General features: G+C 71.0%; 19 protein-coding genes and 1 pseudogene. 14 read left to right on the top strand and 6 right to left on the bottom strand.

What is annotated here, in order from left to right:
* Window positions 1–27 precede the first annotated feature (27 nt).
* A complete protein-coding gene (locus ACIQCZ_RS16750) occupies window positions 28–774 on the top strand; it encodes an AraC family transcriptional regulator (protein ID WP_402282982.1) in 747 nt (248 codons plus the stop codon).
* A gap of 242 nt (window positions 775–1,016) precedes the next feature.
* Here the strand turns inward: ACIQCZ_RS16750 and ACIQCZ_RS16745 are convergent, their stop codons facing one another.
* Window positions 1,017–2,843, bottom strand: a complete 1,827-nt coding sequence (locus tag ACIQCZ_RS16745) for a serine/threonine-protein kinase (RefSeq protein ID WP_402282980.1) — start codon at window positions 2,841–2,843, stop codon at window positions 1,017–1,019.
* A 253-nt stretch (window positions 2,844–3,096) separates the two neighbouring features.
* Window positions 3,097–3,450 (bottom strand): annotated as a pseudogene (locus tag ACIQCZ_RS16740) (MarR family winged helix-turn-helix transcriptional regulator); the annotation flags it as partial.
* Window positions 3,451–3,516: 66 nt separating this feature from the next.
* Here ACIQCZ_RS16740 and ACIQCZ_RS16735 point away from each other — a divergent pair.
* From ACIQCZ_RS16735 to ACIQCZ_RS16725, 3 genes are all read left to right on the top strand, one after another.
* A complete protein-coding gene (locus tag ACIQCZ_RS16735; RefSeq protein WP_376323648.1) occupies window positions 3,517–4,890 on the top strand; it encodes an aspartate aminotransferase family protein in 1,374 nt (457 codons plus the stop codon).
* 113 nt (window positions 4,891–5,003) lie between these two features.
* On the top strand, window positions 5,004–5,879 hold the full coding sequence (locus tag ACIQCZ_RS16730; protein WP_402282978.1) for a GntR family transcriptional regulator: 876 nt from the start codon (window positions 5,004–5,006) through the stop codon (window positions 5,877–5,879).
* 348 nt (window positions 5,880–6,227) lie between these two features.
* Window positions 6,228–6,878: a hypothetical protein gene (locus tag ACIQCZ_RS16725; RefSeq protein WP_402283539.1), complete on the top strand. Its 651-nt coding sequence runs from the start codon at window positions 6,228–6,230 to the stop codon at window positions 6,876–6,878.
* A gap of 150 nt (window positions 6,879–7,028) precedes the next feature.
* Here ACIQCZ_RS16725 and ACIQCZ_RS16720 read toward each other — a convergent pair whose 3' ends face one another.
* Window positions 7,029–7,808, bottom strand: coding sequence for an SLATT domain-containing protein (locus tag ACIQCZ_RS16720; protein WP_402283538.1), 780 nt, complete (start codon window positions 7,806–7,808; stop codon window positions 7,029–7,031).
* Between the two features lie 373 nt (window positions 7,809–8,181).
* Between ACIQCZ_RS16720 and ACIQCZ_RS16715 the strand changes: the two genes are divergently transcribed.
* The 8 genes from ACIQCZ_RS16715 to ACIQCZ_RS16680 all read left to right on the top strand — a co-directional run bounded on the left by ACIQCZ_RS16715 (window position 8,182) and on the right by ACIQCZ_RS16680 (window position 15,602).
* On the top strand, window positions 8,182–8,517 hold the full coding sequence (locus ACIQCZ_RS16715; RefSeq protein ID WP_376277536.1) for a YbaB/EbfC family nucleoid-associated protein: 336 nt from the start codon (window positions 8,182–8,184) through the stop codon (window positions 8,515–8,517).
* Between the two features lie 61 nt (window positions 8,518–8,578).
* On the top strand, window positions 8,579–9,178 hold the full coding sequence (gene recR, locus ACIQCZ_RS16710; RefSeq protein ID WP_376277462.1) for a recombination mediator RecR: 600 nt from the start codon (window positions 8,579–8,581) through the stop codon (window positions 9,176–9,178).
* Entirely contained in the window at window positions 9,171–9,467 is a 297-nt protein-coding gene (locus ACIQCZ_RS16705; RefSeq protein ID WP_402282976.1) for a hypothetical protein, read from the top strand. Before recR ends, ACIQCZ_RS16705 begins: the two co-directional genes overlap by 8 nt.
* The gene (locus tag ACIQCZ_RS16700) at window positions 9,460–10,119 is read left to right on the top strand and encodes a DUF5063 domain-containing protein (protein ID WP_391744528.1); all 660 of its coding nucleotides are present in this window, start codon (window positions 9,460–9,462) and stop codon (window positions 10,117–10,119) included. Before ACIQCZ_RS16705 ends, ACIQCZ_RS16700 begins: the two co-directional genes overlap by 8 nt.
* A 680-nt stretch (window positions 10,120–10,799) precedes the next feature.
* A complete protein-coding gene (locus ACIQCZ_RS16695) occupies window positions 10,800–12,071 on the top strand; it encodes an aspartate kinase (protein ID WP_351086044.1) in 1,272 nt (423 codons plus the stop codon).
* Complete coding sequence (locus tag ACIQCZ_RS16690; RefSeq protein ID WP_402282974.1) at window positions 12,068–13,132, top strand: aspartate-semialdehyde dehydrogenase; 1,065 nt, start codon at window positions 12,068–12,070, stop codon at window positions 13,130–13,132. Before ACIQCZ_RS16695 ends, ACIQCZ_RS16690 begins: the two co-directional genes overlap by 4 nt.
* Before the next feature lie 359 nt (window positions 13,133–13,491).
* The gene (locus tag ACIQCZ_RS16685) at window positions 13,492–14,064 is read left to right on the top strand and encodes a SigE family RNA polymerase sigma factor (RefSeq protein WP_351086048.1); all 573 of its coding nucleotides are present in this window, start codon (window positions 13,492–13,494) and stop codon (window positions 14,062–14,064) included.
* Window positions 14,064–15,602, top strand: a complete 1,539-nt coding sequence (locus ACIQCZ_RS16680; RefSeq protein WP_402282973.1) for a hypothetical protein — start codon at window positions 14,064–14,066, stop codon at window positions 15,600–15,602. The genes ACIQCZ_RS16685 and ACIQCZ_RS16680 overlap by 1 nt, the downstream gene beginning before the upstream one ends.
* 83 nt (window positions 15,603–15,685) lie before the next feature.
* Here the strand turns inward: ACIQCZ_RS16680 and ACIQCZ_RS16675 are convergent, their stop codons facing one another.
* Together ACIQCZ_RS16675 and ACIQCZ_RS16670 are read right to left on the bottom strand one after the other, a co-directional pair.
* Window positions 15,686–16,603, bottom strand: a complete 918-nt coding sequence (locus ACIQCZ_RS16675; RefSeq protein WP_402282971.1) for an SURF1 family protein — start codon at window positions 16,601–16,603, stop codon at window positions 15,686–15,688.
* Between the two features lie 263 nt (window positions 16,604–16,866).
* Window positions 16,867–18,870 (bottom strand): S9 family peptidase, encoded by a 2,004-nt coding sequence (locus ACIQCZ_RS16670; protein ID WP_402282969.1) that lies wholly within the window; start codon window positions 18,868–18,870, stop codon window positions 16,867–16,869.
* Between the two features lie 71 nt (window positions 18,871–18,941).
* Between ACIQCZ_RS16670 and ACIQCZ_RS16665 the strand changes: the two genes are divergently transcribed.
* Window positions 18,942–19,778 (top strand): class I SAM-dependent methyltransferase, encoded by an 837-nt coding sequence (locus ACIQCZ_RS16665; protein ID WP_376284812.1) that lies wholly within the window; start codon window positions 18,942–18,944, stop codon window positions 19,776–19,778.
* A 90-nt stretch (window positions 19,779–19,868) separates the two neighbouring features.
* Window positions 19,869–20,258, top strand: coding sequence for a nuclear transport factor 2 family protein (locus tag ACIQCZ_RS16660; RefSeq protein WP_402282968.1), 390 nt, complete (start codon window positions 19,869–19,871; stop codon window positions 20,256–20,258).
* A 277-nt stretch (window positions 20,259–20,535) separates the two neighbouring features.
* On the opposite strand, the gene ACIQCZ_RS16655 is transcribed toward ACIQCZ_RS16660, so the two are convergent.
* Entirely contained in the window at window positions 20,536–21,342 is an 807-nt protein-coding gene (locus ACIQCZ_RS16655) for an SGNH/GDSL hydrolase family protein (protein WP_402282967.1), read from the bottom strand.
* Between the last annotated feature and the right edge of the window lie 140 nt (window positions 21,343–21,482).

Raw genomic sequence — 21,482 nt, 5'->3', positions numbered from 1 at the left:
GGCGCGCTTCCGATAAAATGCCAAAGTATGCCGGAAATCCGCCACGACCCCGAGGCTCCCACCCGTAGCCGGACGCTCGCACCGGGAGAGAGCATCGACGCGCACAGCCACGACGACCACCAGATCGTCTACGCGGGCTCCGGTGTCCTGGCCGTGACGACCACCGCGGGCACCTGGTTCGCCCCAGGGACCCGGGCCATCTGGGTACCCGCCGGATGCGTCCACGCCCACCGCGCCCACGGCCGCCTCGATCTGCACCTGCTCGGCCTGCCCGCCGACACCAACCCGCTGGGCCTGGACGCACCCACCGTCCTCGCCGTCGGCCCCCTGCTGCGCGAACTGATCCTCGCCTCGACCCGTGGCCCCCGTGACGACACCCCCGAACGGCGCCGCCTGCGCGCGGTCCTTCTCGACCAGCTGCGCGCCTCACCCCAGCAACCCGTCCAGCTGCCCGCCCCCACCGACCCCCGCCTCGCGGCCGTCTGCGAACTCCTGCACCACGACCCCGCGGACCCCCGCACCCTGGCCGCACTGGCAACCGGGGCAGGGGCCGCCGAGCGCACCCTCAGCCGCCTCTTCCGCCGCGAGCTGGGCATGACCTTTCCCCAGTGGCGCACCCAGCTGCGCCTCTACCACGCTCTGCGCATGCTGGCCGAGGACATGCCGGTGACCACGGTCGCTCACCGCTGCGGCTGGTCCTCCACCAGCGCCTTCATCGACGTCTTCCGCCACGCCTTCGGCTACACCCCCGGCACCCACAACCGCCGTCCCTGACCGACGGGGTGCTGTGGCGGGAGGGCGCGGGGCACGGAGTCAGTTCGCCCAGGTGAGGAACGTCGACCAGGCGTCGGGGGCGACCGCGAAGGAACGCGACGGCGGGCCGTATCGGTTGTGTGCCGATTCCCGCTCTGGCCGGCCGCACTTGGCCGTTGGCCTGGTACTTCCCGCCGACGGCGCCCGGCAGGTTCGTCCGTGCCCTGTTGTTGCTGAACGCGGCGTGGGCGCTGCTGGGTTGTTCAGTCGGCCTTGGTGTACGTGAGCCTTTCGCCGGTCTCCGGGATCTCCCGGCTCAGGGTGCCGTCCGGGAGGAGGGTCAGCGTGGTGGCCTTTCCCGCGGTGCAGGACGACATGGGTTCGCCGACGGTGACGGTGGAGGGGCCGATCTCGACGGGGCCGCTCGGGGTCGGTTCCGAGGCCAGGTCTGCCTTGAAGACGCAGTGGTAGGAGCCGCCGTTGTCGAGCGGGCCGTCCGCGGTGAGGGTGAGGACGGACTGGCCCACCGCGCCCTGCCTGACGACGAGTTGGCGGGTGGAGTGGCCCGAGGGGTTGTCGATGGAGCCCGACCAGGTGCCGAGGTAGCCGGCCGGGACGGGGCCGTTGCTGTTCCTCTTCTCGTCGGAGGGGGAGTGGTCCGCGTCCGGGGAGTCCGAGGAGGAAGGGGACGAGGACGAGGTGGGGGACGGCTCGGGCGTCGGGCCCTTGTCGCTCATGAGCGCGTACACGGACCCGCCCGCGCCGATGGCGACGACCACTGCGATCACGATGAGGGCGATCGTGGCCGCCTGTTCGCGCCGGGCGGGTTCGGGGCGGGGCTGCGGGGCCGCGCCGGGGTAGAGGGGGCCGTACGCGGGCGTGGTGCCGAAGCCCGGCTGGTGCGGCGGCCCGGGGGGCTGGGGATGTTGCTGCGGGTATCCGTGACCGGCATGGCTCTGCTGGGCGGGCGGTTGCTGTGGATACCCGTACGAAGGAGAGGGCGGCGGGCCGAGGGGTGGGGTGTGTGAGGGCGTGCCGACCGTCGTGGGGTGCGTGTGGTCGGCGCCGGGCGGCGGCTCGGGGGCGGGGCGGTCTGCGGACGGTGCGGGCGCCGGTGGCGCCTTGTCCGGGACGGGGTCCGGTGCGGCCGTCTCCTCCGGGTCCTCGGAGTCCAGCAGTTCCACGGCGTGGCGCCCGAGCTGGGCTATGAGCGCGCCCGGGAGCCAGGGCTCCGCCGTGTCGTCGTCGGCCAGGCGTTCCAGGACGGCGTCCGTCGTCGGACGGGCGGCCGGGTCCTTGTGCAGGCAGTCCCGGACCAGTTCGACGAGGCCCACCGGGACGCCGGCCAGGTCCGGGTCCTCCTGCGCGATCCGGAACATCTGCGCGTGCACGTTGCTGTCGGACGCCCCGAACGGCAGGCGGCCGGTCGACGCGTACGCCAGGACCGAGCCCAGACAGAACACATCGCACGCCGGGGTCACGCGCTCGCCCCGTACCTGCTCGGGGGCCATGAAGCCGGGTGAACCCAACAGGGCCCCGGTGCGGGTGAGTCCGCCCTCGGTGACGGTGTCGAATGCGCGGGCTATACCGAAGTCGATGACGCGCGGTCCGTCGATGGTCAGCAGGATGTTGGAGGGCTTGAGATCGCGGTGGACGAGCCCGGCGGCGTGGATCGCCCGGAGGGCGTGGGCGAGACCGGCTCCCAGGATGTGGACCGAGCGCTCGGGCAGGGGACCGTACGCCCCGGAGGCCTTCCCCACGAGGGCGCCCGCGCGGCCGGTGACGGTGGCCTGGAGGGAGGGGCCGGCGACGTATCCGGTCGCGACCCAGGGCACGGCCGCCTCGGTGTCGGCGTCCAGCACGGGGGCGGTCCAGGCGGAACCGACCCGGCGGGCCGCCCGCACCTCCTGGCGGAAGCGGTCGCGGAACTCCTGCTGCTCGGCGAGATCGCCGCGTACCAGCTTGATCGCGACGGTCCGGCCGCGGTCGGAACGGGCCAGATAGACCTGACCCATGCCGCCCACGCCGAGCCGGCCCAGCAGACGGTAGGAGCCGATGCGTTGCGGATCGGTGGACCCGAGCTTCTCCATGGTGTGCGTCCTCCCCCGTGCGGCGATACGCCGGAACGCGTCGAGAATAGCGGCGTGCGTCTCGCCCCGGCGGGCCCGGATTGTCAGGGACGTCCAGGGGTACCCGGCGGCTCCTCTCCGGTTCCGTCCGCGGCCCGCGGGACGGGCCGGAAGCGCCCGCCCGCGCCCTTTTCGGTCCGTTCGGCGATTGAGGAGAGAGACGGCCGCCCGGCGGTCCCGGTTCTCACCGCGCCCCACCGCCCGGGCCCGCCGCTCACCCGGGCCGCTCGTCCCCGCCTTCGTTCCCGCCTTCGTTCCCGGTCACCGCCTCCACGGCCGCCGACAACCGCTCCAGAACCCGTGCCGTCTCCGCCAACCCGGCCTCCCCGAGTCCCGCCGCCGGCCGCGCGGCGAACTCCGCGTGGCCGGGGTCGATCCGGGACACCGCTGTCCGGCCCTCCTCCGTGGGGCTCAGCAGCTTCGCCCGCCGGTGGGCCGGATTCGGTACGTACTCGGCGAGCCCCCTTCCGACCAGCAGATCCGCGATCCGCTGCACGCTCTGCCGTGTGATCCCCATCGCGCGGGCGATCCCGGACACGGGGTCGCGCCGACCCGACACCCTGCCCACCTGAAGGCCTCACGCCATACAAGGTGGCCATGTCGGGCCGCTCCCGGCGCGGCCTACGCTCGCCGCATGACCCCTCATGCCCCTCATGCCCCGCATGTCGACCCCGCTGCCGGCGCGGCCGTGAAGGCCGCCGATCGCGCGCACGTGTTCCACTCCTGGTCCGCCCAGGGCCTGATCGACCCGCTCGCCGTCGCCGGCGCCGAGGGGGCGTACTTCTGGGACTACGACGGCAACCGCTACCTGGACTTCACCAGCGGCCTCGTCTACACCAACATCGGCTACCAGCACCCCACCGTCGTCGCCGCGATCCAGGAGCAGGCGGGCAAGCTCGCCACCTTCGCCCCCGCGTTCGCGATCGAGGCGCGCTCCGAGGCCGCACGCCTCATCGCCGAGCGCACCCCGGGCGACCTGGACAAGATCTTCTTCACCAACGGCGGCGCCGAGGCGGTCGAGAACGCCGTCCGGATGGCCCGGCTGCACACCGGCCGTACGAAGGTGCTCTCCGCCTACCGCTCGTACCACGGCGCCACCTCCACCGCGATCAACCTCACCGGTGACCCGCGCCGCTGGCCGTCCGACAACGGCTCGGCGGGTGTCGTCCGCTTCTGGGCCCCGTTCCTCTACCGCTCGCCGTTCCACTCCGCGACGGAGGCCGAGGAGTGCGCCCGCGCGCTCCAGCACCTGGAGGACACCCTCGCGTTCGAGGGCGCCGCCACCATCGCCGCGATCATCCTGGAGACGATCCCCGGCACGGCGGGCATCATGACGCCGCCGCCCGGCTACCTCGCGGGCGTCCGCGAGATCTGCGACCGGTACGGCATCGTCTTCATCCTGGACGAGGTGATGGCCGGCTTCGGGCGCACCGGCAAGTGGTTCGCGGCCGACCACTTCGACGTGGTGCCGGACCTGATGACCTTCGCCAAGGGGGTCAACTCCGGTTACGTGCCGCTCGGCGGTGTCGCCATCTCCGCCGAGATCGCCGCCACCTTCGAGACCCGCGCCTACCCGGGCGGACTGACCTACTCCGGTCACCCGCTGGCCTGCGCGGCCGCCGTCGCGACCATCCAGGTGATGGAGGACGAGAAGGTCATCGAGAACGCCGCCCACATCGGCGAGACGGTGCTCGGGCCCGGTCTGCGCGAGCTCGCCGACCGCCACCCGTCGGTCGGCGAGGTCCGCGGCCTCGGCGCGTTCTGGGCGCTGGACCTGGTCCGCAACAAGGAGACCCGCGAGCCGCTGGTCCCGTACAACGCGTCGGGCGAGGCCAACGCGGCGATGGCGGCCTTCGGCGCGGCGGCGAAGAAGAACGGCCTGTGGCCCTTCATCAACATGAACCGCACCCACGCCGTTCCGGCCTGCAACGTCACCGAGGCCGAGGCCAAGGAGGGCCTCGCGGCTCTCGACGTGGCGCTGTCCGTCGCGGACGAGTACACCGTGTAGCGGCAGGGCCCGCGCGGCCCGGCGGTGCGACGCCCCTCCCCTCTCCCCTGCCCGGATCCGGGCAGGGCGGCCCTGCCTTAAGGTGACCGAAAGCGAAAAAGGGGAGGGGCGCCATGTGCGCGAGCGGAGCTGTGACCCGCAGTACGCTGCGGCAGCAGATCACGGACGCGCTGCGTGACGAGGTACTTGCCGGGCGTCTGCAGCCGGGACGGGAGTTCACCGTCAAGCAGATCGCCGAGCAGTACGGCGTCTCCGCGACACCGGTGCGCGAGGCGCTCTTCGATCTCTCCGCGCAGGGTCTGCTCGAATCGGATCAGCACCGCGGTTTCCGGGTGCGTGAGTTCACCGTCGACGACTACCGGTCGATGGTCGAGGCACGGGCGTTGGTCATCGACGGAGTCATCCGCGCCCTCTTCCGGGAGCCGACGCCGTCGGCCGCACAGGTGGTGACGTACCGGGAGGGCCTGGTCCCCGTACGCCGCAGGGCCCAGGAGGCCGCACGGGCGGCACGCGGCGGCGATCTCGACATCCTCATCGGCTACGACCTGCGCTTCTGGCGAGAGCTGGGCGCGCTCATGAGCAACCCGTACATCAACGACTTCCTGCACCGGCTGCGCGTCCAGGCATGGGTGTTCGCGGTGCCGTATCTGCGCCATGACGCGGGAGCCCGGGACTGGCTCTGGCACGGCCATCCGGAACTCGTCGCGGCGCTCACGCTCGGCGACCACGACGCGGTGCGCGCGGTGATCGACGACTTCAACGCACACGCGTTGAGCTGGGCGGACCGGCTCGCGGCCGGAGATCCCGGACAACCGGACCACAGCCCGCAGCCGGCGGGACAGCCATTAGTGGGGGAGCCCCCGACGGCGGAGCCCTCGGCGGCAGAGACCTCGGCCGGGCGGTCCTCGACGGCGCCGACGGGACCGGCAGGGCCGACGGAAGGGGCCTCGGCCGCCACCGGGCCGGAGTCATGGCGTCCGGCCGGCTGACCGCGCCGGCGGTGCCGGCGGCGCGGACGTGTCCCGGGCGTGCGAACCGGGGGCGCGGGGGCACCCGGCCTCCCACCGCCCCCTAAGGGCTGTCCCACTATTCCCCGGTGGGCGCGCGACGACAGCTACGGCGCCTCGCCGCGTTGTCGGAACGTCCACATATGTCCAGTATGCGGACGCCCCTCCGTCTTGCGATGCACCGCGTCCGACGCCGCGCGCTGATCGACCGCGGATCACGGGACAGCCCTTACCCGTGACCATCGGCCACTGTGCGCGACGGGCCCGCCGCATTACGCTGGCCCGACCGTCTGCAAATTCCGATGCGCACCCGTGGGAGAGCGAGACTTCGTGGCCTGTGACCTGTGGCTGGTCCCCCTCGTCGATGTGCTGTGCCACAGCCCCGACAACCCGTTCGCCGAAGAGATCGCCGTCTACGACAAGGCGTTGAGCGAGGCAGGACTGCCGCCCGTTCCCGTGTACGCCTACATGCCGGGCCTGACCGGAGACGTCGCCCCGGTCGCGGGGTTCGACTACGACGCGCTGCACTTCCTGCGCCGCGCCTATCTGCTCCAGCTCAGCGGCCTCGCCGTGACACCCGTCGACGAACTGGGCGGGGACTACCAGCAGTTGCTGGAGATGTTCGAGGTGACGGCCCAACAGTCCCACCTGGTCTGGCACTACGACCACGCGGGGGCGTACGTCCCGCTGGACTTCGCCTTTCCGCTCTCCGACGACGACCTGCTCGCGGGCGGCGGCCCGCTCGGTTCCGCGCACGGGCTGCTGCGGGAGCTGGAGTTCGTCGCCCCGTCCATCGGCATCGACCCGGCGAATCCGCCGGCCGCCCCGCTGCCGCCCATCGCGCCGACCTCCCTGGAGGAACCGGCGGGCCCGATTCTGTACGACGAGAGTCCGTTCGCGCGTGAGCGGCACGTCTGGCTGAGCCTGCACGCGGCGGCCACTCGCAGCCTCGCCCAGGGCTCAATGATCATCTTCAGCTGAGACGCACAGCGGCCGGAAGGTGCACAGCGGCCGGACGACGACGGCCAGAAGGTGACGGCCAGAAGGTGACGGCCGGACGATGACGGCCGGAGGCGCGGCGGGCCGTGGCACCGGGACGGGCCGCGCACCTCCGCAGTCACCGCGGTGGGATCACCGCGGTGACTCCGGAGGCCGTTGCCTCGGCATGTTCGGCCGGGTCATCGTCTGCATCGGGAACCGTCCCGGCAGCACCCCCTGGTCCGTACGCCCCCCGTTCCCGCTGCCCGAAGACAGCGCCTGCATCCCCATCGGCGCGGGCCCGGCCCGGAACTCCACCATCCAGTCCGCGGTCTCGGTCCGTACGAGTTCCGTGATGTCCTCCGAGAACCGCCGCAGCACCCCCAGACACCGCTCGGCCGCCTCGCTGGCCGTCCCCTCGGTCGGGCCGAGCACCTCCCGTACGCACTCCGACGCCCAGTCGAACTGCAGCACCTGAAGGCGTCGCTGCACGGCCTGGGCGGTCGCGAGGTTCCTTATCCAGCCCGAGGTCAGGCCGAAATACCGGTCGCTCGCCATGCACGCGGCGCCCAGCAGCAGCGACAGATAGCCCCAGCCCGCCGCCCCGCTCAGCGCCCCGGTGAGATCGAGTAACGGCAGCGCGGCACCCGCGACAGCCCCGGCCGCCGTGCCGATCCGCAGCATCCTGGCCCCGCGCCGCTTCCGGATCCGGTCGCCCAGATACCAGTCGGCGGTGCGCAGCGCATCGGCCTCGACCCAGCGGTACAGCTCGTCGAGGCGTTCGGCCGGTTCCCCCCAGTTGCCGAGCGGGAACGGTTTAGCGGTCAGGTCCCCGCCCCGCGCACCCCGGCCGCGTGCGCCGGAGCCAGAACCGGAGGGACCGGCCGAGCCGGCCGGGCCGGGCTCGTTGCGGGGCGCCCCTTCGGGCTGCATCTCCGGCTGACTCACCGGGTACTCCTCTGCATTCTGCGTAGCGACGCCTGATATGTGGTGGTGTGTGTTCGATGGTGGGCCGATCACTGCTCTCCGGCGTGGCCGACCGTTCCGGGTACGTAACCTTGCGTGACGGACGGTGCGCCTGGATGTCCTGATGCGTATGCCCTTCCTACCGCCGAATGGTGGGCTGCGGGGTCGGAATCGCGGCATTCCGGGGTGTACAGGGCCTGTGATCAGGTATAGGAGTCCACCCGACGCTGTTTGAAACTCACTCGAAAGAGTTGCTCGCCAGTGGGTGGGGCGCACCGCGCGGTGACCACGTAGGCTCGGCGTACCGAAACATTTTGTCGTCGAATTGCCAGGAGTGACCGTGATTCCCGGTGGTGGTCAGCCCAATATGCAGCAGTTGCTGCAGCAGGCGCAGAAGATGCAGCAGGACCTCGCCACGGCCCAGGAGGAGTTGGCCAGGACCGAGGTCGACGGCCAGGCGGGTGGCGGTCTGGTGAAGGCGACCGTGACCGGCTCCGGTGAGCTCCGCGCTCTGGTGATCGACCCGAAGGCCGTCGACCCGGAGGACACCGAGACGCTCGCTGACCTCGTCGTCGCCGCGGTCCAGGCGGCGAACGAGAACGCGCAGCAGCTTCAGCAGCAGAAGCTGGGCCCGCTGGCCCAGGGCCTGGGCGGCATGCCCGGCCTCCCCTTCTGACCGCGCGCACACGAACTCGGCGTTCAGCTCATCCCGGACCAGGAGAAGGAAGGCGTTCCCGTTGTACGAAGGCGTTGTTCAGGACCTCATCGACGAGTTGGGCAGGCTGCCCGGCGTCGGTCCCAAGAGCGCGCAGCGGATCGCCTTCCACATCCTGCAGGCCGAGCCGACCGATGTGCGCCGCCTCGCCCATGCCCTCCTGGAGGTCAAGGACAAGGTCCGCTTCTGCTCGGTCTGCGGCAATGTCGCCCAGCAGGAGCAGTGCAACATCTGCCGGGACGCGCGCCGCGACCAGACGGTCATCTGCGTGGTCGAGGAGCCGAAGGACGTCGTCGCGATCGAGCGGACCCGTGAGTTCCGGGGCAGGTACCACGTGCTCGGCGGCGCGATCAGCCCGATCGAGGGCGTCGGCCCCGATGACCTGCGCATCCGTGAGCTGCTGGCCCGTCTCGCCGACGGCTCGGTCACGGAGCTGATCCTCGCGACCGACCCCAATCTGGAGGGCGAGGCCACCGCGACGTACCTGGCGCGGATGATCAAGCCGATGGGCCTGCGGGTCACCAGACTCGCCAGTGGTCTGCCGGTGGGCGGCGACCTGGAGTACGCGGACGAGGTCACCCTGGGCCGCGCCTTCGAGGGGAGGCGCCTGCTCGATGTCTGATGCACTCACGACCACGACGCACGCCGCGCTCGCGACCGCGACATCCGGCGCACTTGTGGCCGCGACATCCGCCGCGTTCACGACCGCGACGCCCGGCGCACTTGCGGCCGCGACGCACGCCGCGTTCACGACCGCGACATCCGGCGCACTTGTGGCCGCGACGCCTGCCACATTCACGACCGCGACGTCCCATGTTCTTGCATCGACTCACGACGGCTTTACGTTCAGCGACGCTATGTTCTACTCACCGTTCGCGACCGTGCCCACGGGAGGTCCCCTCGATGTCTGACGCCACGCTGAACTCCGTCACGCAGGACCCGGACGACTTCGCCGTCCAGATCGCCGATCAGATCAAGACGTTCATCGTCGCGGTCACCGAGGTGTCCAAGGTCGAGGAGCCCGAGGAGGCCGTCCCCGTCCTGCTGCTCCAGGTCTCCCAGCTGCTGCTGGCGGGCGGCAGGCTCGGTGCGTACGAGGACATCGTCCCGGACGAGCGCTACGAGCCGGACCTCGGCGCGGAGCCGGACGCCGACGGCCTGCGCGAGCGGTTCGCCGCCCTGCTGGAGCCGATCGACGTGTACTCCGAGGTCTTCGACCCGTACGAGCCCCGCAAGGCTCCGGTCCCGGCCCGTATCTCCGACGACCTGGCCGACCTGGTCACCGACCTGCGCCACGGCCTGGCCCACTACGAAGAGGACCGCACGACCGAGGCCCTGTGGTGGTGGCAGTTCTCCTACTTCTCCAACTGGGGCTCCACCGCATCCGCCACCCTGCGCGCCCTCCAGTCCCTGATCGCCCACATCCGCCTCAACCAGCCCCTCCAGGAACTGGACGGCCTGGACACCGACTCGGAGACGGTCGACGACGAACTGGCCGAGGAAGCGGGCCGGGTCATGGCCGCGGAGATCGCGGGCCCGTTGGGCCTGCGCCCGGTGCAGTAGGCCGGTGGGCCGGTAGGCAGCAGTGCCCGCCGGCTGTCGGGCACAACGGGCCGGGACGCCCACGGCTGTCGGGTCCGGCAGCGGCGCCCGTCGGCTTCCGGGTGTGCGTACGTCCAAGGGCCTGTGCACCGCCCCGTCCACCGTGATCGATCCGGACGTGACCCGGAGTGCGATGAGTGGAGGCGTCCGCCGCCCTGCGCCGGGACGCCGGCCGCCCCGGTTGCCACCTCGGCCGCGCTAAAAGCCGCATCAGTCTCCGGTGCGCGTGCCGGGGCGAGGCCCCCGCCCCCCCGTCGTATCGCAGGTCACCCGCCCGTGTGGAGGGGAGACGTGGCCAGGGGGAGGGACGGCGACCGGCGCGAGGAGCACGGGGAGTGCGGTGAGCACACGGGGGCGGCTTACGCACGGTGGGGGCCTCCGAGGGGCGGACTGGGGGGTTCCGGTCCACGCTGGAGGGGGCGGCTCCTGAACCGAGGGCCCGGCTCGCCCTATGTGTGGGCTGGACCACATGAGGGAGTGCGCGCCCGATCGGCGGGCAGCAGCCCGTACGAGCAGTTCGGAGCGACACGCCGATGATCACGTGCTGAGCGGGACATCTCACCATGTGATATCAGCGGGGCGTTTCCGGACTGCTCGTTAAACTGAGCCGACCGCAGTAATGGACTGAGCGAGGAGCGCACGTGGGCCTTGTCGTGCAGAAGTACGGAGGCTCCTCCGTAGCCGATGCCGAAGGCATCAAGCGCGTCGCCAAGCGAATCGTCGATGCCAAGAAGAACGGCAACCAGGTGGTTGTCGTGGTGTCCGCGATGGGCGACACGACGGACGAGTTGATCGATCTCGCCGGGCAGGTATCCCCGATCCCTGCCGGGCGTGAGTTCGACATGCTGCTGACCGCCGGAGAGCGGATCTCCATGGCCCTGCTGGCGATGGCGATCAAAAACCTGGGCCACGAGGCCCAGTCGTTCACCGGGAGCCAGGCAGGCGTCATCACCGACTCGGTCCACAACAAAGCGCGCATCATCGATGTGACGCCGGGCCGTATCCGTACGGCGCTGGACGAGGGGAACATCGCGATCGTCGCGGGGTTCCAGGGTGTGTCCCAGGACAAGAAGGACATCACCACCCTCGGCCGCGGCGGGTCCGACACCACCGCGGTCGCGCTGGCCGCCGCGCTGGATGCCGAGGTCTGTGAGATCTACACCGATGTGGACGGTGTCTTCACCGCCGACCCGCGGGTCGTCAAGAAGGCCCGGAAGATCGACTGGATCTCCTTCGAGGACATGCTGGAGCTGGCCGCGTCCGGCTCCAAGGTGCTGCTGCACCGGTGCGTGGAGTACGCACGCCGCTACAACATTCCGATCCACGTCCGCTCGTCCTTCTCCGGACTGCGCGGAACCTGGGTCAGCAACGAGCCGCAAGGGGACCAGAAGGTGGAGCACGCGATCATCTCCGGAGTCGCCCATGACGTCTCCGAGGCCAAGATCACCGTCGTCGGCGTGCCCGACAAGCCGGGCGAGGCCGCCGCGATCTTCCGCGCCATCGCGAATGCCGAGGTCAACATCGACATGGTGGTGCAGAACGTCTCCGCCGCGTCGACCGGTCTGACCGACATCTCGTTCACGCTGCCGAAGGCCGAGGGCCGCAAGGCCATCGACGCCCTGGAGCGCAACCGCGGCACCATCGGCTTCGAGTCGCTGCGCTACGACGACCAGATCGCGAAGATCTCCCTGGTCGGCGCCGGTATGAAGACCAATCCGGGCGTCACGGCGGGCTTCTTCGAGGCGCTGTCGGACGCCGGGGTGAACATCGAGCTGATCTCCACGTCCGAGATCCGTATCTCGGTGGTCACCCGCGCCGACGACGTCATCGAGGCCGTGCGCGCCGTGCACACCGCCTTCGGTCTCGACAGCGACTCCGACGAGGCCGTCGTCTACGGGGGCACCGGCCGATGACTGCCCGCCGCCCTTCGCTCGCGGTCGTCGGAGCGACCGGGGCGATCGGCGGCGTCATGCTCCAGATCCTTTCGCAGCACGCGGATGTCTGGGGCGAGGTGAAGCTGATCGCCTCGCCGCGTTCGGCCGGCCGCAAGCTGGTCGTGCGCGGTGAGGAGAGCGAGGTCCTCGCGCTCACCGAGGACGTGTTCGACGACGTCGACGTGGCGCTGTTCCTGGTGCCCGACGACGTCTCCGCGCAGTGGGCGCCGATCGCCGCCGCCAAGGGCACGGTCGTCATCGACGACTCCGCCGCGTTCCGGCTGGACGCGGACGTTCCGCTGGTCGTGCCCGAGATCAATCCGCATGCCGCACGGATCAGGCCGCGCGGCATCGTCGCGAGCCCGAACTGCACGACGCTCTCGCTGATCGTCGCGGTCGGTGCGCTGCACGCCGAATTCGGGGTGCGGGAACTGGTCGTCTCCTCGTACCAGGCCGTGAGCGGGGAGGGCCGTGACGGCGTCGCGGCGCTGCGCGAACAGCTGTCGATGGTGGCGGGTACGGAGCTGGGAACGAAGCCCGGAGACGTACGCCGGGCCGTGGGGGACACGGAAGGCAGTCCCTTCGCCGCGCCGGTGGCCCTCAACGTGGTGCCCTGGGCCGGGACCGAGGCCGGGGACGGCTGGTCGTCGGAGGAACTGGCGATCCGCCAGGAGTGCCGCAAGATCCTGGACCTGCCGAGCCTGCGGGTGGCGGCGACCTGTGTGTACGTGCCCGTCATCGCGACACACTCGATGTCCGTGCACGCGCGGTTCGAGAGCGAGATCGCGGTCGACCGGGCCCACGAGATCCTGGCGACGGCGCCCGGTGTCGTGCTCTACGACAGCCCGGCGGCAGGGGACTTCCCGACGCCGTCCGACGTCGTCGGTACCGATCCGACCTGGGTCGGACGGGTGCGCAGGTCGCTGGACGATCCCCGGTGTCTGGAACTGTTCGTCTGCGGCGACAACCTCCGTAAGGGCGCGGCCCTGAACGTGGCGCAGATCGCCGAGTCGGTGGCCGCCGAATTCCCCCGGTCCTGATCGAACCTGTTTTGTACTCTCTGTGAATGCCCTGTGAGCAAGTTGAAGGTCTGAACCTCTTGAGCTGGGGTGTTGAGGTGTCCGACGATGACCTTCCGGCCCACTGCAACCGTTGGCCGGAAAGCGCGCGTCTATGCGGTCACCTCTTGCGCGGCGGGGCGCATATTCGGGGCATTTGGGGAAGAGCAGGTACGTATGAGGGCATGTCGCACTGCGTCAAACGCGGTGCCGCGCGCGTACAACCCTGACGGGGGGAAACGTGTCCAACTGGCGTGGCAGAGGTTCTCGATATCACAGTGGTGGGCCCCCTGCGCGGCGCTTCGGTGCGTCCGCTCAGACGGCCCCGCGCACCCGGCGGTATGCCGGTGATCGCGCCCATGCCCGCTGCGCGTCCCGCGCGGCTGCCGTCGCAGCGCGAGGGCGCTGAGGAGAGCGTGGCTGCCGGAACCACGGTCGACCACCTCACCGAGACCTATCGCGCCCATTACCGTTCGCTGCTCGGCCTCGCGGCGCTGCTCCTGGACGACACCGCCTCGTGCGAGGACGTGGTGCAGGAGGCGTTCATCCGCGTGCACTCGGCGCGCAACCGGGTGCGGGACCCCGAGAAGACGCTCGCGTATCTGCGCCAGACCGTCGTCAACCTGTCGCGTTCCGCGTTGCGTCGCCGCATCCTCGGGCTCAAGTTGCTCTCCAAGCCGATGCCGGACATGGCGAGCGCGGAGGAGGGCGCGTACGACCAGTTGGAGCGGGACGCGCTGATCAAGGCGATGCGGGGGCTGCAACGGCGCCAGCGGGAGGTGCTGGTGCTGCGTTACTTCGCGGACATGACGGAAGCTCAGGTGGCCGAGACGCTCGGCATATCCCTGGGCTCGGTCAAGGCCTACGGCTCCCGTGGCATCGCTGCGTTGCGCGTTGTGATGGAGGCGCAGTGATGAGCCGACGCGACCGCAGGGACGACAACGGCCACGAGCGCGAGCCTCGGATTGACCGGACTGGAAACGGAATTGTGAACGACGGGCCGGAGAACACCCCGGACGTGAACGCGGACACGGACGATTCGACCATGGACGATTCGGACATGAGCGGATCAGCCGTGAACGAATCGGACACCGGTGATTCGGGCACAGACGGCACGGTCGTGAATGACTCGGCCGCGGACGGCTTGAACAAGGGCGTTTCGGGCGAAGGTGGCTCGGATAGGGACGTTTCGGACAGGGACGGTTCGGCCGCGGACGCGGATGTGCGCCGTGCGGATGGTGCGGATCGTGGGCGTCAGGGTCTCGTGTCCGTGGGAGGTACGGACGAGGCGACCGGGGCCGCCGGGACGGCTGCGACGGCTGAGCTCGGGGGACTGAGCAGCCTCTTCGGCGCGGGCGCGGGCGCGGGCTCCGGCATGGGTACGGGGTCCGGTACGGACATGGGTTCCGGTGCGGGAGGCGGTGGCGGCACGGACATGGACGAGGTCGCACTGCGCCGCATGCTGCACGGGGCCGTCCAGCACATCGAACCCCGCGACGGCACCCTCGACCACCTGTACCGAGCGGTTCCCGCCCGGCGTGCCAGGCGGCGGCAGGCCGTCGTCGGCATGGCGGCGGCGGCCCTGCTCATCGGCACCGCGATCCCCGCCTTCGTCCATGTCGCGAACTCCGACGGCTCGAACGCCGCCAATCCCGCGATAGCCGGGCACGGCGAGCAGGCACAGGGTGGCAACGGCACCGAGAGCGGCGCGGGAACCGGCGGGAAGAGCAACGGCGGCAGCGGCGACGAGCAGGGCAGCGGCCGGAACCGGCCCACGAGCACGAGCAGCCCGTCCGACAGCCGTGGCCAGGGCTCCGACGGCAGCCTGGCCGGCGGGGTCTCCGACCCGGCCGCCTCCGCGGCGGCCTCGATGCCGACCTGCGACCCGGGCCAACTCGCGGTCGCCTCGGCCGAGACGGGCGCTGCCGGAGCCGACGGCACGGTGTACGGGACCTTCCGGATCGCCAATGTCTCGGGCACGGACTGTTCGGTGAGCAGCAGCGGCAGCGTGGGCTTCCAGGCGATGGGCGCGGCCGACCCGGCGAGGATCACGGTCGTCCAGCACACCGCGGGTGACGCGGCGTCCGGGCTGCCCGACCCTTCGCAGGAGCAGGGAACGGTGCTGCTGAAGCCGTCCATGGCGTACGAGGTGAAGTTCGCCTGGGTGCCGAAGGACACCTGCCCGACCGTCGGAGGCTCACCGAGTCCGACACCGACGGAAGGTGCGGGCGGCTCGGGCGGTGCCGCTGCCGCCGGTACCGGTGCGGGAAGCACCGACGGGGCCACGGAGACGGCTCCGCAGCTCGGCGGCGAGGACGGTGGTGGAACGCTGGACGGCAGCGTCGCCGTGACCCACACGCCGGAGGCGGGGGCGCCGGTCGCGGAGACCAAGATCGCCAACGCCTGCTCGGGCACGATCTACCGGACCGGGGTGCTCGCCCCCGCGACGTGACGCGGGGATGCGGCGTACGACGTACGGCATACGCGTGAGGGGGCCGACCGGTTCAACCGGTCGGCCCCCTCACGCGTATGCCCTCAGCCGGCGTCGGCGCTCACATGAGGATCGGCTGCGTCGGTCGTGTCGGTGGCATCGGTGGCATCGGTGGTGGCGGTGGCGGTGGCGGTGGCGGGCCGGGTGCCCGCTTCGGTGTCCGCGGTCGAGCCCGTGCCCGCATTCGTGTCCGCATCCGTGTCCGAGACGAGGCCGAGTTCCAGGTCGCGGGCCGCTTCGGCCTCGCGGCGGACCAGCCTGAACCACATGAAGAGCACGAACCCGGCGAAGACGAACCACTCGCCGGTGTAGCCGAGGTTCTGGAAGGCCTTCAGGTCGAGCCCGGTGCCCTGCGCCGCGGTGGCCGGTACGGGACGCAGCGAGCCGGTGGCGTCGGTTTCCTGGAGCGTCACCCAGGCGTCGTAGACGTCGTACGGGACGAGGTTGACCAGGGACGCGGCGCTGATCATGCCGAGCTGGCCGGACGGGAGTCCGCCGCTCGAGTCGACGCCGGTGGTCCCGGCGTTCTCGGATGCCTGAAGGTCACCGGTGACCGTGACCTCGCCGGTCGGTGCGGCGGGTACGGCGGTGTGGCCGGGCCGGCCGGGCAGCCAGCCGCGCACCACCGGCAGGGCCTTGCCCCCGTCCGTACGGAGCATGTTCAGGACGTAGAAGCCGCTCTTGTCGTCCAGCTTCCGGCCGGGCACCAGGAACTGGTCGGCGTACCGGCCGGTGGCGGTGGCGGGGCGGCCCGAGGTCACCGTGTCGACGGGCAGGAGGTCGTCGATCGGCTTGGCGGCCCTCGTGCCGGGGGCGGGTTGCTTCTCGGCGGCGTCGTGCGTCTGCACGCGGTCCTCGAAGCGGCCGAGCTGCCAGGTACCCATGAAGACGCAGAACGGGATGGCCAGCACGACGAAGAGGTTGATCCCCCACCATCGCGGGGTCAGCAGGAACCGGTACACCCCTCCACGGTACGGTCCCCGCTCCGGTCGCCCGGCGCGGGGTGCCGACTGGGGCTCGGCATCGCCGCCGACGGAGCCCCGGAGAGAGCCCGGTGACCGTCCCCGCGCGGTGCTTCCACCGGCCGTCCTGCCCACCGCCCAGCTCCCGCCCAGCCCCGCCCGCGGCATCGGCCGTCGCACAGCGCTTGCGCTTCGCTCTCCCTCGCCCGACGGGGTCGAGACGGCCGGTGGTGGCGCCGGGCGGAGGGAAGAGGTGGGCGTCCCTACTCGCCGGCCGGCATCGATGCGCCGGACGGGCCCGAAGGAGCGACGGCAGGGGCGGGGGAGAGGACGGTGGTGGCTGCGGGGACCGCGGAGGCGGCGGAGGTGCCGTCTGCGGCCAGGTGGCGTCGGGCGAAGTCGAGTTCCAGGCGGACCTGCTTGATCCGCTCCTCCACCACGAGCGAACCGTGCCCCGCGTCGTAGCGGTAGACCTCGTGCACCGCGTCACGGCCCTTCAGCCGGTCCACATAGTTCTCGACCTGGCGGATCGGGCATCGCGGGTCGTTGACGCCCGCCGAGATGTAGACCGGCGCACGCACGGCGTCGACGTACGTCAACGGGGACGAGGCCTCGAAGCGCTCGGGAACCTCCTCCGGAGTGCCGCCCAGCAACGTCCGGTCCATCGCCTTCAGGTCCTCCATCTCGTCGTGATACGCCGTGATGTAGTCCGCGACCGGGACCGCCGCCAGGCCCAGGGCCCACTCCTCCGGCTGTGTGCCGAGGCCCAGCAGGGTCAGATAGCCGCCCCAGGAACCACCGGCCAGGACCAGCTTCGCCGGGTCCGCGAGACCGGACTTCACCGCCCACTCCCGTACCGCGGCGATGTCCTCCAGCTCGATCAGACCGACCCGGTGCTTGAGCGCGTCCGTCCAGGCACGGCCGTATCCGGTGGAACCGCGGTAGTTGACCCGGACGACCGCGTAGCCGTGGTCCACCCAGGCGGCGGGGCCGGAGGCGAAGGCGTCGCTGTCGTGCCAGGTCGGGCCGCCGTGGATCTCGAAGACCGTGGGGAACGGCCCCTCGGCCGGGGCGGCCGGCCGCTGGACGAGCGCGTGGACGCGGCCCCCGGGCCCGTCCACCCACACGTCCTCCACGGGCACGGATGCCGGCGCCTTGGGGCCGGGCGGATCGAGCACCACCGCACCCGAGGTGGACCGGATGACGGGCGGCTGCGCGGCCGACGACCACAGGTACTCCACCGTGCCGTCCGGCCGGGCCGTGGCACCCGACACCGAACCCGCGGGGGTCTCCACCCGGACGGGAGCGCTGCCCGCCCCCGGCTCGTACCGCCACAGGTCGCTGCGGGCCTCGAAGCCGTGCACGATCAGCAGAGCGGAGGCGTCCGGATACCACTCGGCGCCCACGTCACCGGGCAGGTCGATCGCGAGGTCCGTCTCCGTCCCCGTCATCGGGTCCCAGATCATCGGCTCCCAACGGCCCCGGCGCTGATGCCCCACCAGCAGCCTCGTGTCCCCGGCGACGGGGGCGAAGCCCAGCACGGAGAGGCCCAGTTCCTTGGTGCCGCCCTCGGTGTCGTCCAGCTCGGCGACCGTCGACCCGTCCGGCCGCACCACACGCAGCGCGGAGTGCATCGCGTCGCCGTGCTCGGTGTGCTCCAGGGCGATCAGCGTGCCGTCATGACTGAGGTCGCCGACGCCGGCCGACTCGCGGTGCCGGTAGATCTCGACGGGCGCGGCCCCGGGCCGTACGACATGGACCGTCGTCCCGTCCTCGTCGGTCGAACGGCCGACCACCGCCGTCCCGTCCCGCCCGATCGCGAGCCCGGCCGGGTACGAGGCGCCGAGACCGGGCGCCGCGGGCTCGTCCACCGCTTCCTCGCCCTCGACGGCGCGGAACGGCTGACGCATCCACACCCCGAACTCGTCCCCGTCGGTGTCGTTGAACCACCAGATCGACTCGCCGTCCGGTGTCAGCACGCCGTCCGTCGTCCCGTTCGGCCGGTCGGTCACCTGACGCTGCTCGCCGGTGCCGCGGTCCCACGCGTACAGCTCGTACGTGCCCGTGGCATTGGAGACGAACAGCGCCCGGTCCGGTGCGTCCTCCGCCCAGTCGGGCAGCGACACCCGCGATGCGCGGAAACGCTGCTCCCACTCCGGGACGGAAGACGACGCCGACACCGATGTCGATGCCGGAGTCGGGGCCGGAGCCGGTGCGGAAGCGGTCGCCGGGACGGAAGGGGCCGTCGAACCAGTGATCTCAGTCATGTCCCCCATTCTGCGCCGGAACGCCGACAATCCGTTCGCATCGTCCGCAGCCTGTGGATAACCTCCCGGACATGCATGCTCCGACCCCCGCCGACTGGCACGAAGCCAACCGCGCCCACTGGGACGAACGGGTCCCCATCCACGCCGTGAGCGACTTCTACGACCTCGAATCCTTCCGGGCGGGCAAGGACGCCCTGCGCGACTTCGAACTCGCCGAGGTCGGGGACGTCACCGGCAAGTCGCTGCTGCACCTGCAGTGCCACATCGGGGTCGACACCCTCTCCTGGGCCCGGCACGGCGCCGCGCACGTCGTCGGTCTGGACTTCTCCGAACCGGCCGTCGAGACCGCGCGCGGCCTGGCCCGCGAGCTCGGGTTCACCCAGGACCGGGCGGCCTTTGTCGCGGCCGACGTCCATGACGCCGCCGAGGCAGTGCCGGACTCGTCGTACGACATCGTCTACACCGGTGTCGGCGCGCTGAACTGGCTGCCCGACACCCGTCGCTGGGCCGAGACCGCCGCATCGCTGGTGGCGCCCGGCGGCTTCCTCTACCTCGCGGAATTCCATCCGATCACGGACTGCCTCGACGACTCGACCGGCACGAAGGTCGTGCACGACTACTTCAGCCGTGACGCGTGGGTGGACGAGTCGCCGGGCACGTACGCGGACTTCGACGCACCGACCGTCCACAACCGCAGCGTCGAATGGCAGCACCCGATCGGTGACGTGGTGTCGGCACTGGCGGCTGCCGGGCTGCGGATCGAGTTCCTGCACGAGCACGACATCTCGTTGTTCGCCCGCTTCCCGTCGTTGGAGCGGCAGGACGACGGCTCCTACCGTTTCTCCGCCGATCGTCCGCGCATCCCGCTGATGTACTCGATCAAGGCGTCGCGCCCGGCCGACTCCTGACCGAAAGCCGACACCGGGGCCCAAGGCCGGAGCCCGGGGCCGGCCCAGAGCTCAAGGCCGATTGTCAGTGGTGGGGTTCAGACTCGAACCATGACCACGACTGCTGATCTGCGCACCGCGGTGGAGACGTACTGGACCGCGGCCGACGCCCGCGACTGGGACACCTTCGCCACGACGCTCGCCGACGAGGTGCTGTACGACCTGCCGCAGACCCGCGAGCGCATCCGTGGGAAGGAGCGGTACGTGCGGTTCAACCGGGAGTACCCGAGGGACTGGCGCGTCCGTGTCGAACGGGTCGTGGCCGACCGGGAGGGGCAGCAGGCCGCTGCCCGGACGCTCTTCACGGTCGGCCTGCAGGAGTTGCACGCCATCCACTTCTTCACGTTCGACGAGGAGGGCCGGATAAGCGGGATCACCGACTTCTGGCCCGAGCCGTACGAGCCCCCGGCGGGCCGGGAGCACCTCGTCGAACGGTACTGAACCGCCCGACGGGGGACAGGAGACGCCGACTGCGCTCCGCTTGGTGTCCGGCCGGTCGTCCGCGACGCCGGAGTCCGCCGCCGTGCTCGCCGCCACTCGCCCTTGCCCCTCACCGACCGGGCACAGCCGCCCGGATCCGGAGAGATTCGCCCGTGGGGCGTGGCGACGTGGCGGGGCTTCGAACAGCGTGGCCGCGCCCGGACACAACAGGAGCGCGGCGGGCCGCCGGAATTGCCCTGGCGACCCGCCGCACCCCTGTACCTCCCTCGCCCGCGTCCTACGCGGCCGAGCGGAAGGCCGGAAGGTAGCCGCCCGACTGCCCGGCGGCCTTGGGGTGGTACGAGTTGTAGATCGGGATCGACACGCTGTGCAGCCAGGCGTCGCCGGAGCACAGCTCATGTCCGGTGAATTCGTCGACCACGCTGGAGAACGTGAATCCGGCATTGGCCGCCTGCTTGGCGATGACGCCGTTCAGGACGTCGGACGCGTTGTTGATGGCCGACCGTTCCTTCTCCGAGAGCCCGGCGATGCAACTGCCGCTCAGCTGGTAGAAGCGCGGGTAGCCGAGCACCACGACATGCGCCTGAGGGGCCCGCGAGCGGATGGAGCCGTAGAGCGAACTCAGGCCGGAGGGAAGGGAGTTCTGGATCTTCGAAACGGCCGTGCTCACGCTGTTCAGGCAAGTGGCCTCGCTGGACAGCACGCAGTCCTGCATGACATCGGCGAAGCCGACGTCATTGCCGCCCGCGGTGACGCTGACCAGGCCGGTGGAGGAGTTCAGCGCGCCCAGTTGGCTGCCGGCCACGGAACTCGTCGTGGCGCCCGAACAGGCGACGAAGGCGAAAGAGGAAGGTGAGTTCGCCGCTGCCCAGAGGTAGGGATAGGCATTGGTGCTGCGGCGGCAGTCACCACTGTCGGAGAGGTAGCTCCCCGCGCCGACACCGGAGGAGTACGAGTCGCCGAGAGCGACGTACCCACCGGCGGCGGCCGAGGAGGATGCCGAGGCCGGCTGGGCGATGCCCAGGGCGGCCACGGCGGCGAGGACCAGAGTGGATGCGGACGCCCAGAATCTCCGTACTGACATGGCTGTCAGCCCTCCGAAGTGTGGGGGGTGGGTGGGGGGTTGATTGAGCGCCACGTTTCTAGCAGCTCTTGGTACTCGCCGGTAATGGCTGAGCAAGAACTGGTCTGATTTGCCCGAATGATCGTTCGGTAGCGGTAGCT

Source organism: Streptomyces sp. NPDC093149, from assembly GCF_044754145.1.
Taxonomy (GTDB): Bacteria; Actinomycetota; Actinomycetes; order Streptomycetales; family Streptomycetaceae; genus Streptomyces.
Note: the sequence above shows the minus strand (reverse complement) of the source record. Positions and strands in the feature narration are given on the sequence as shown.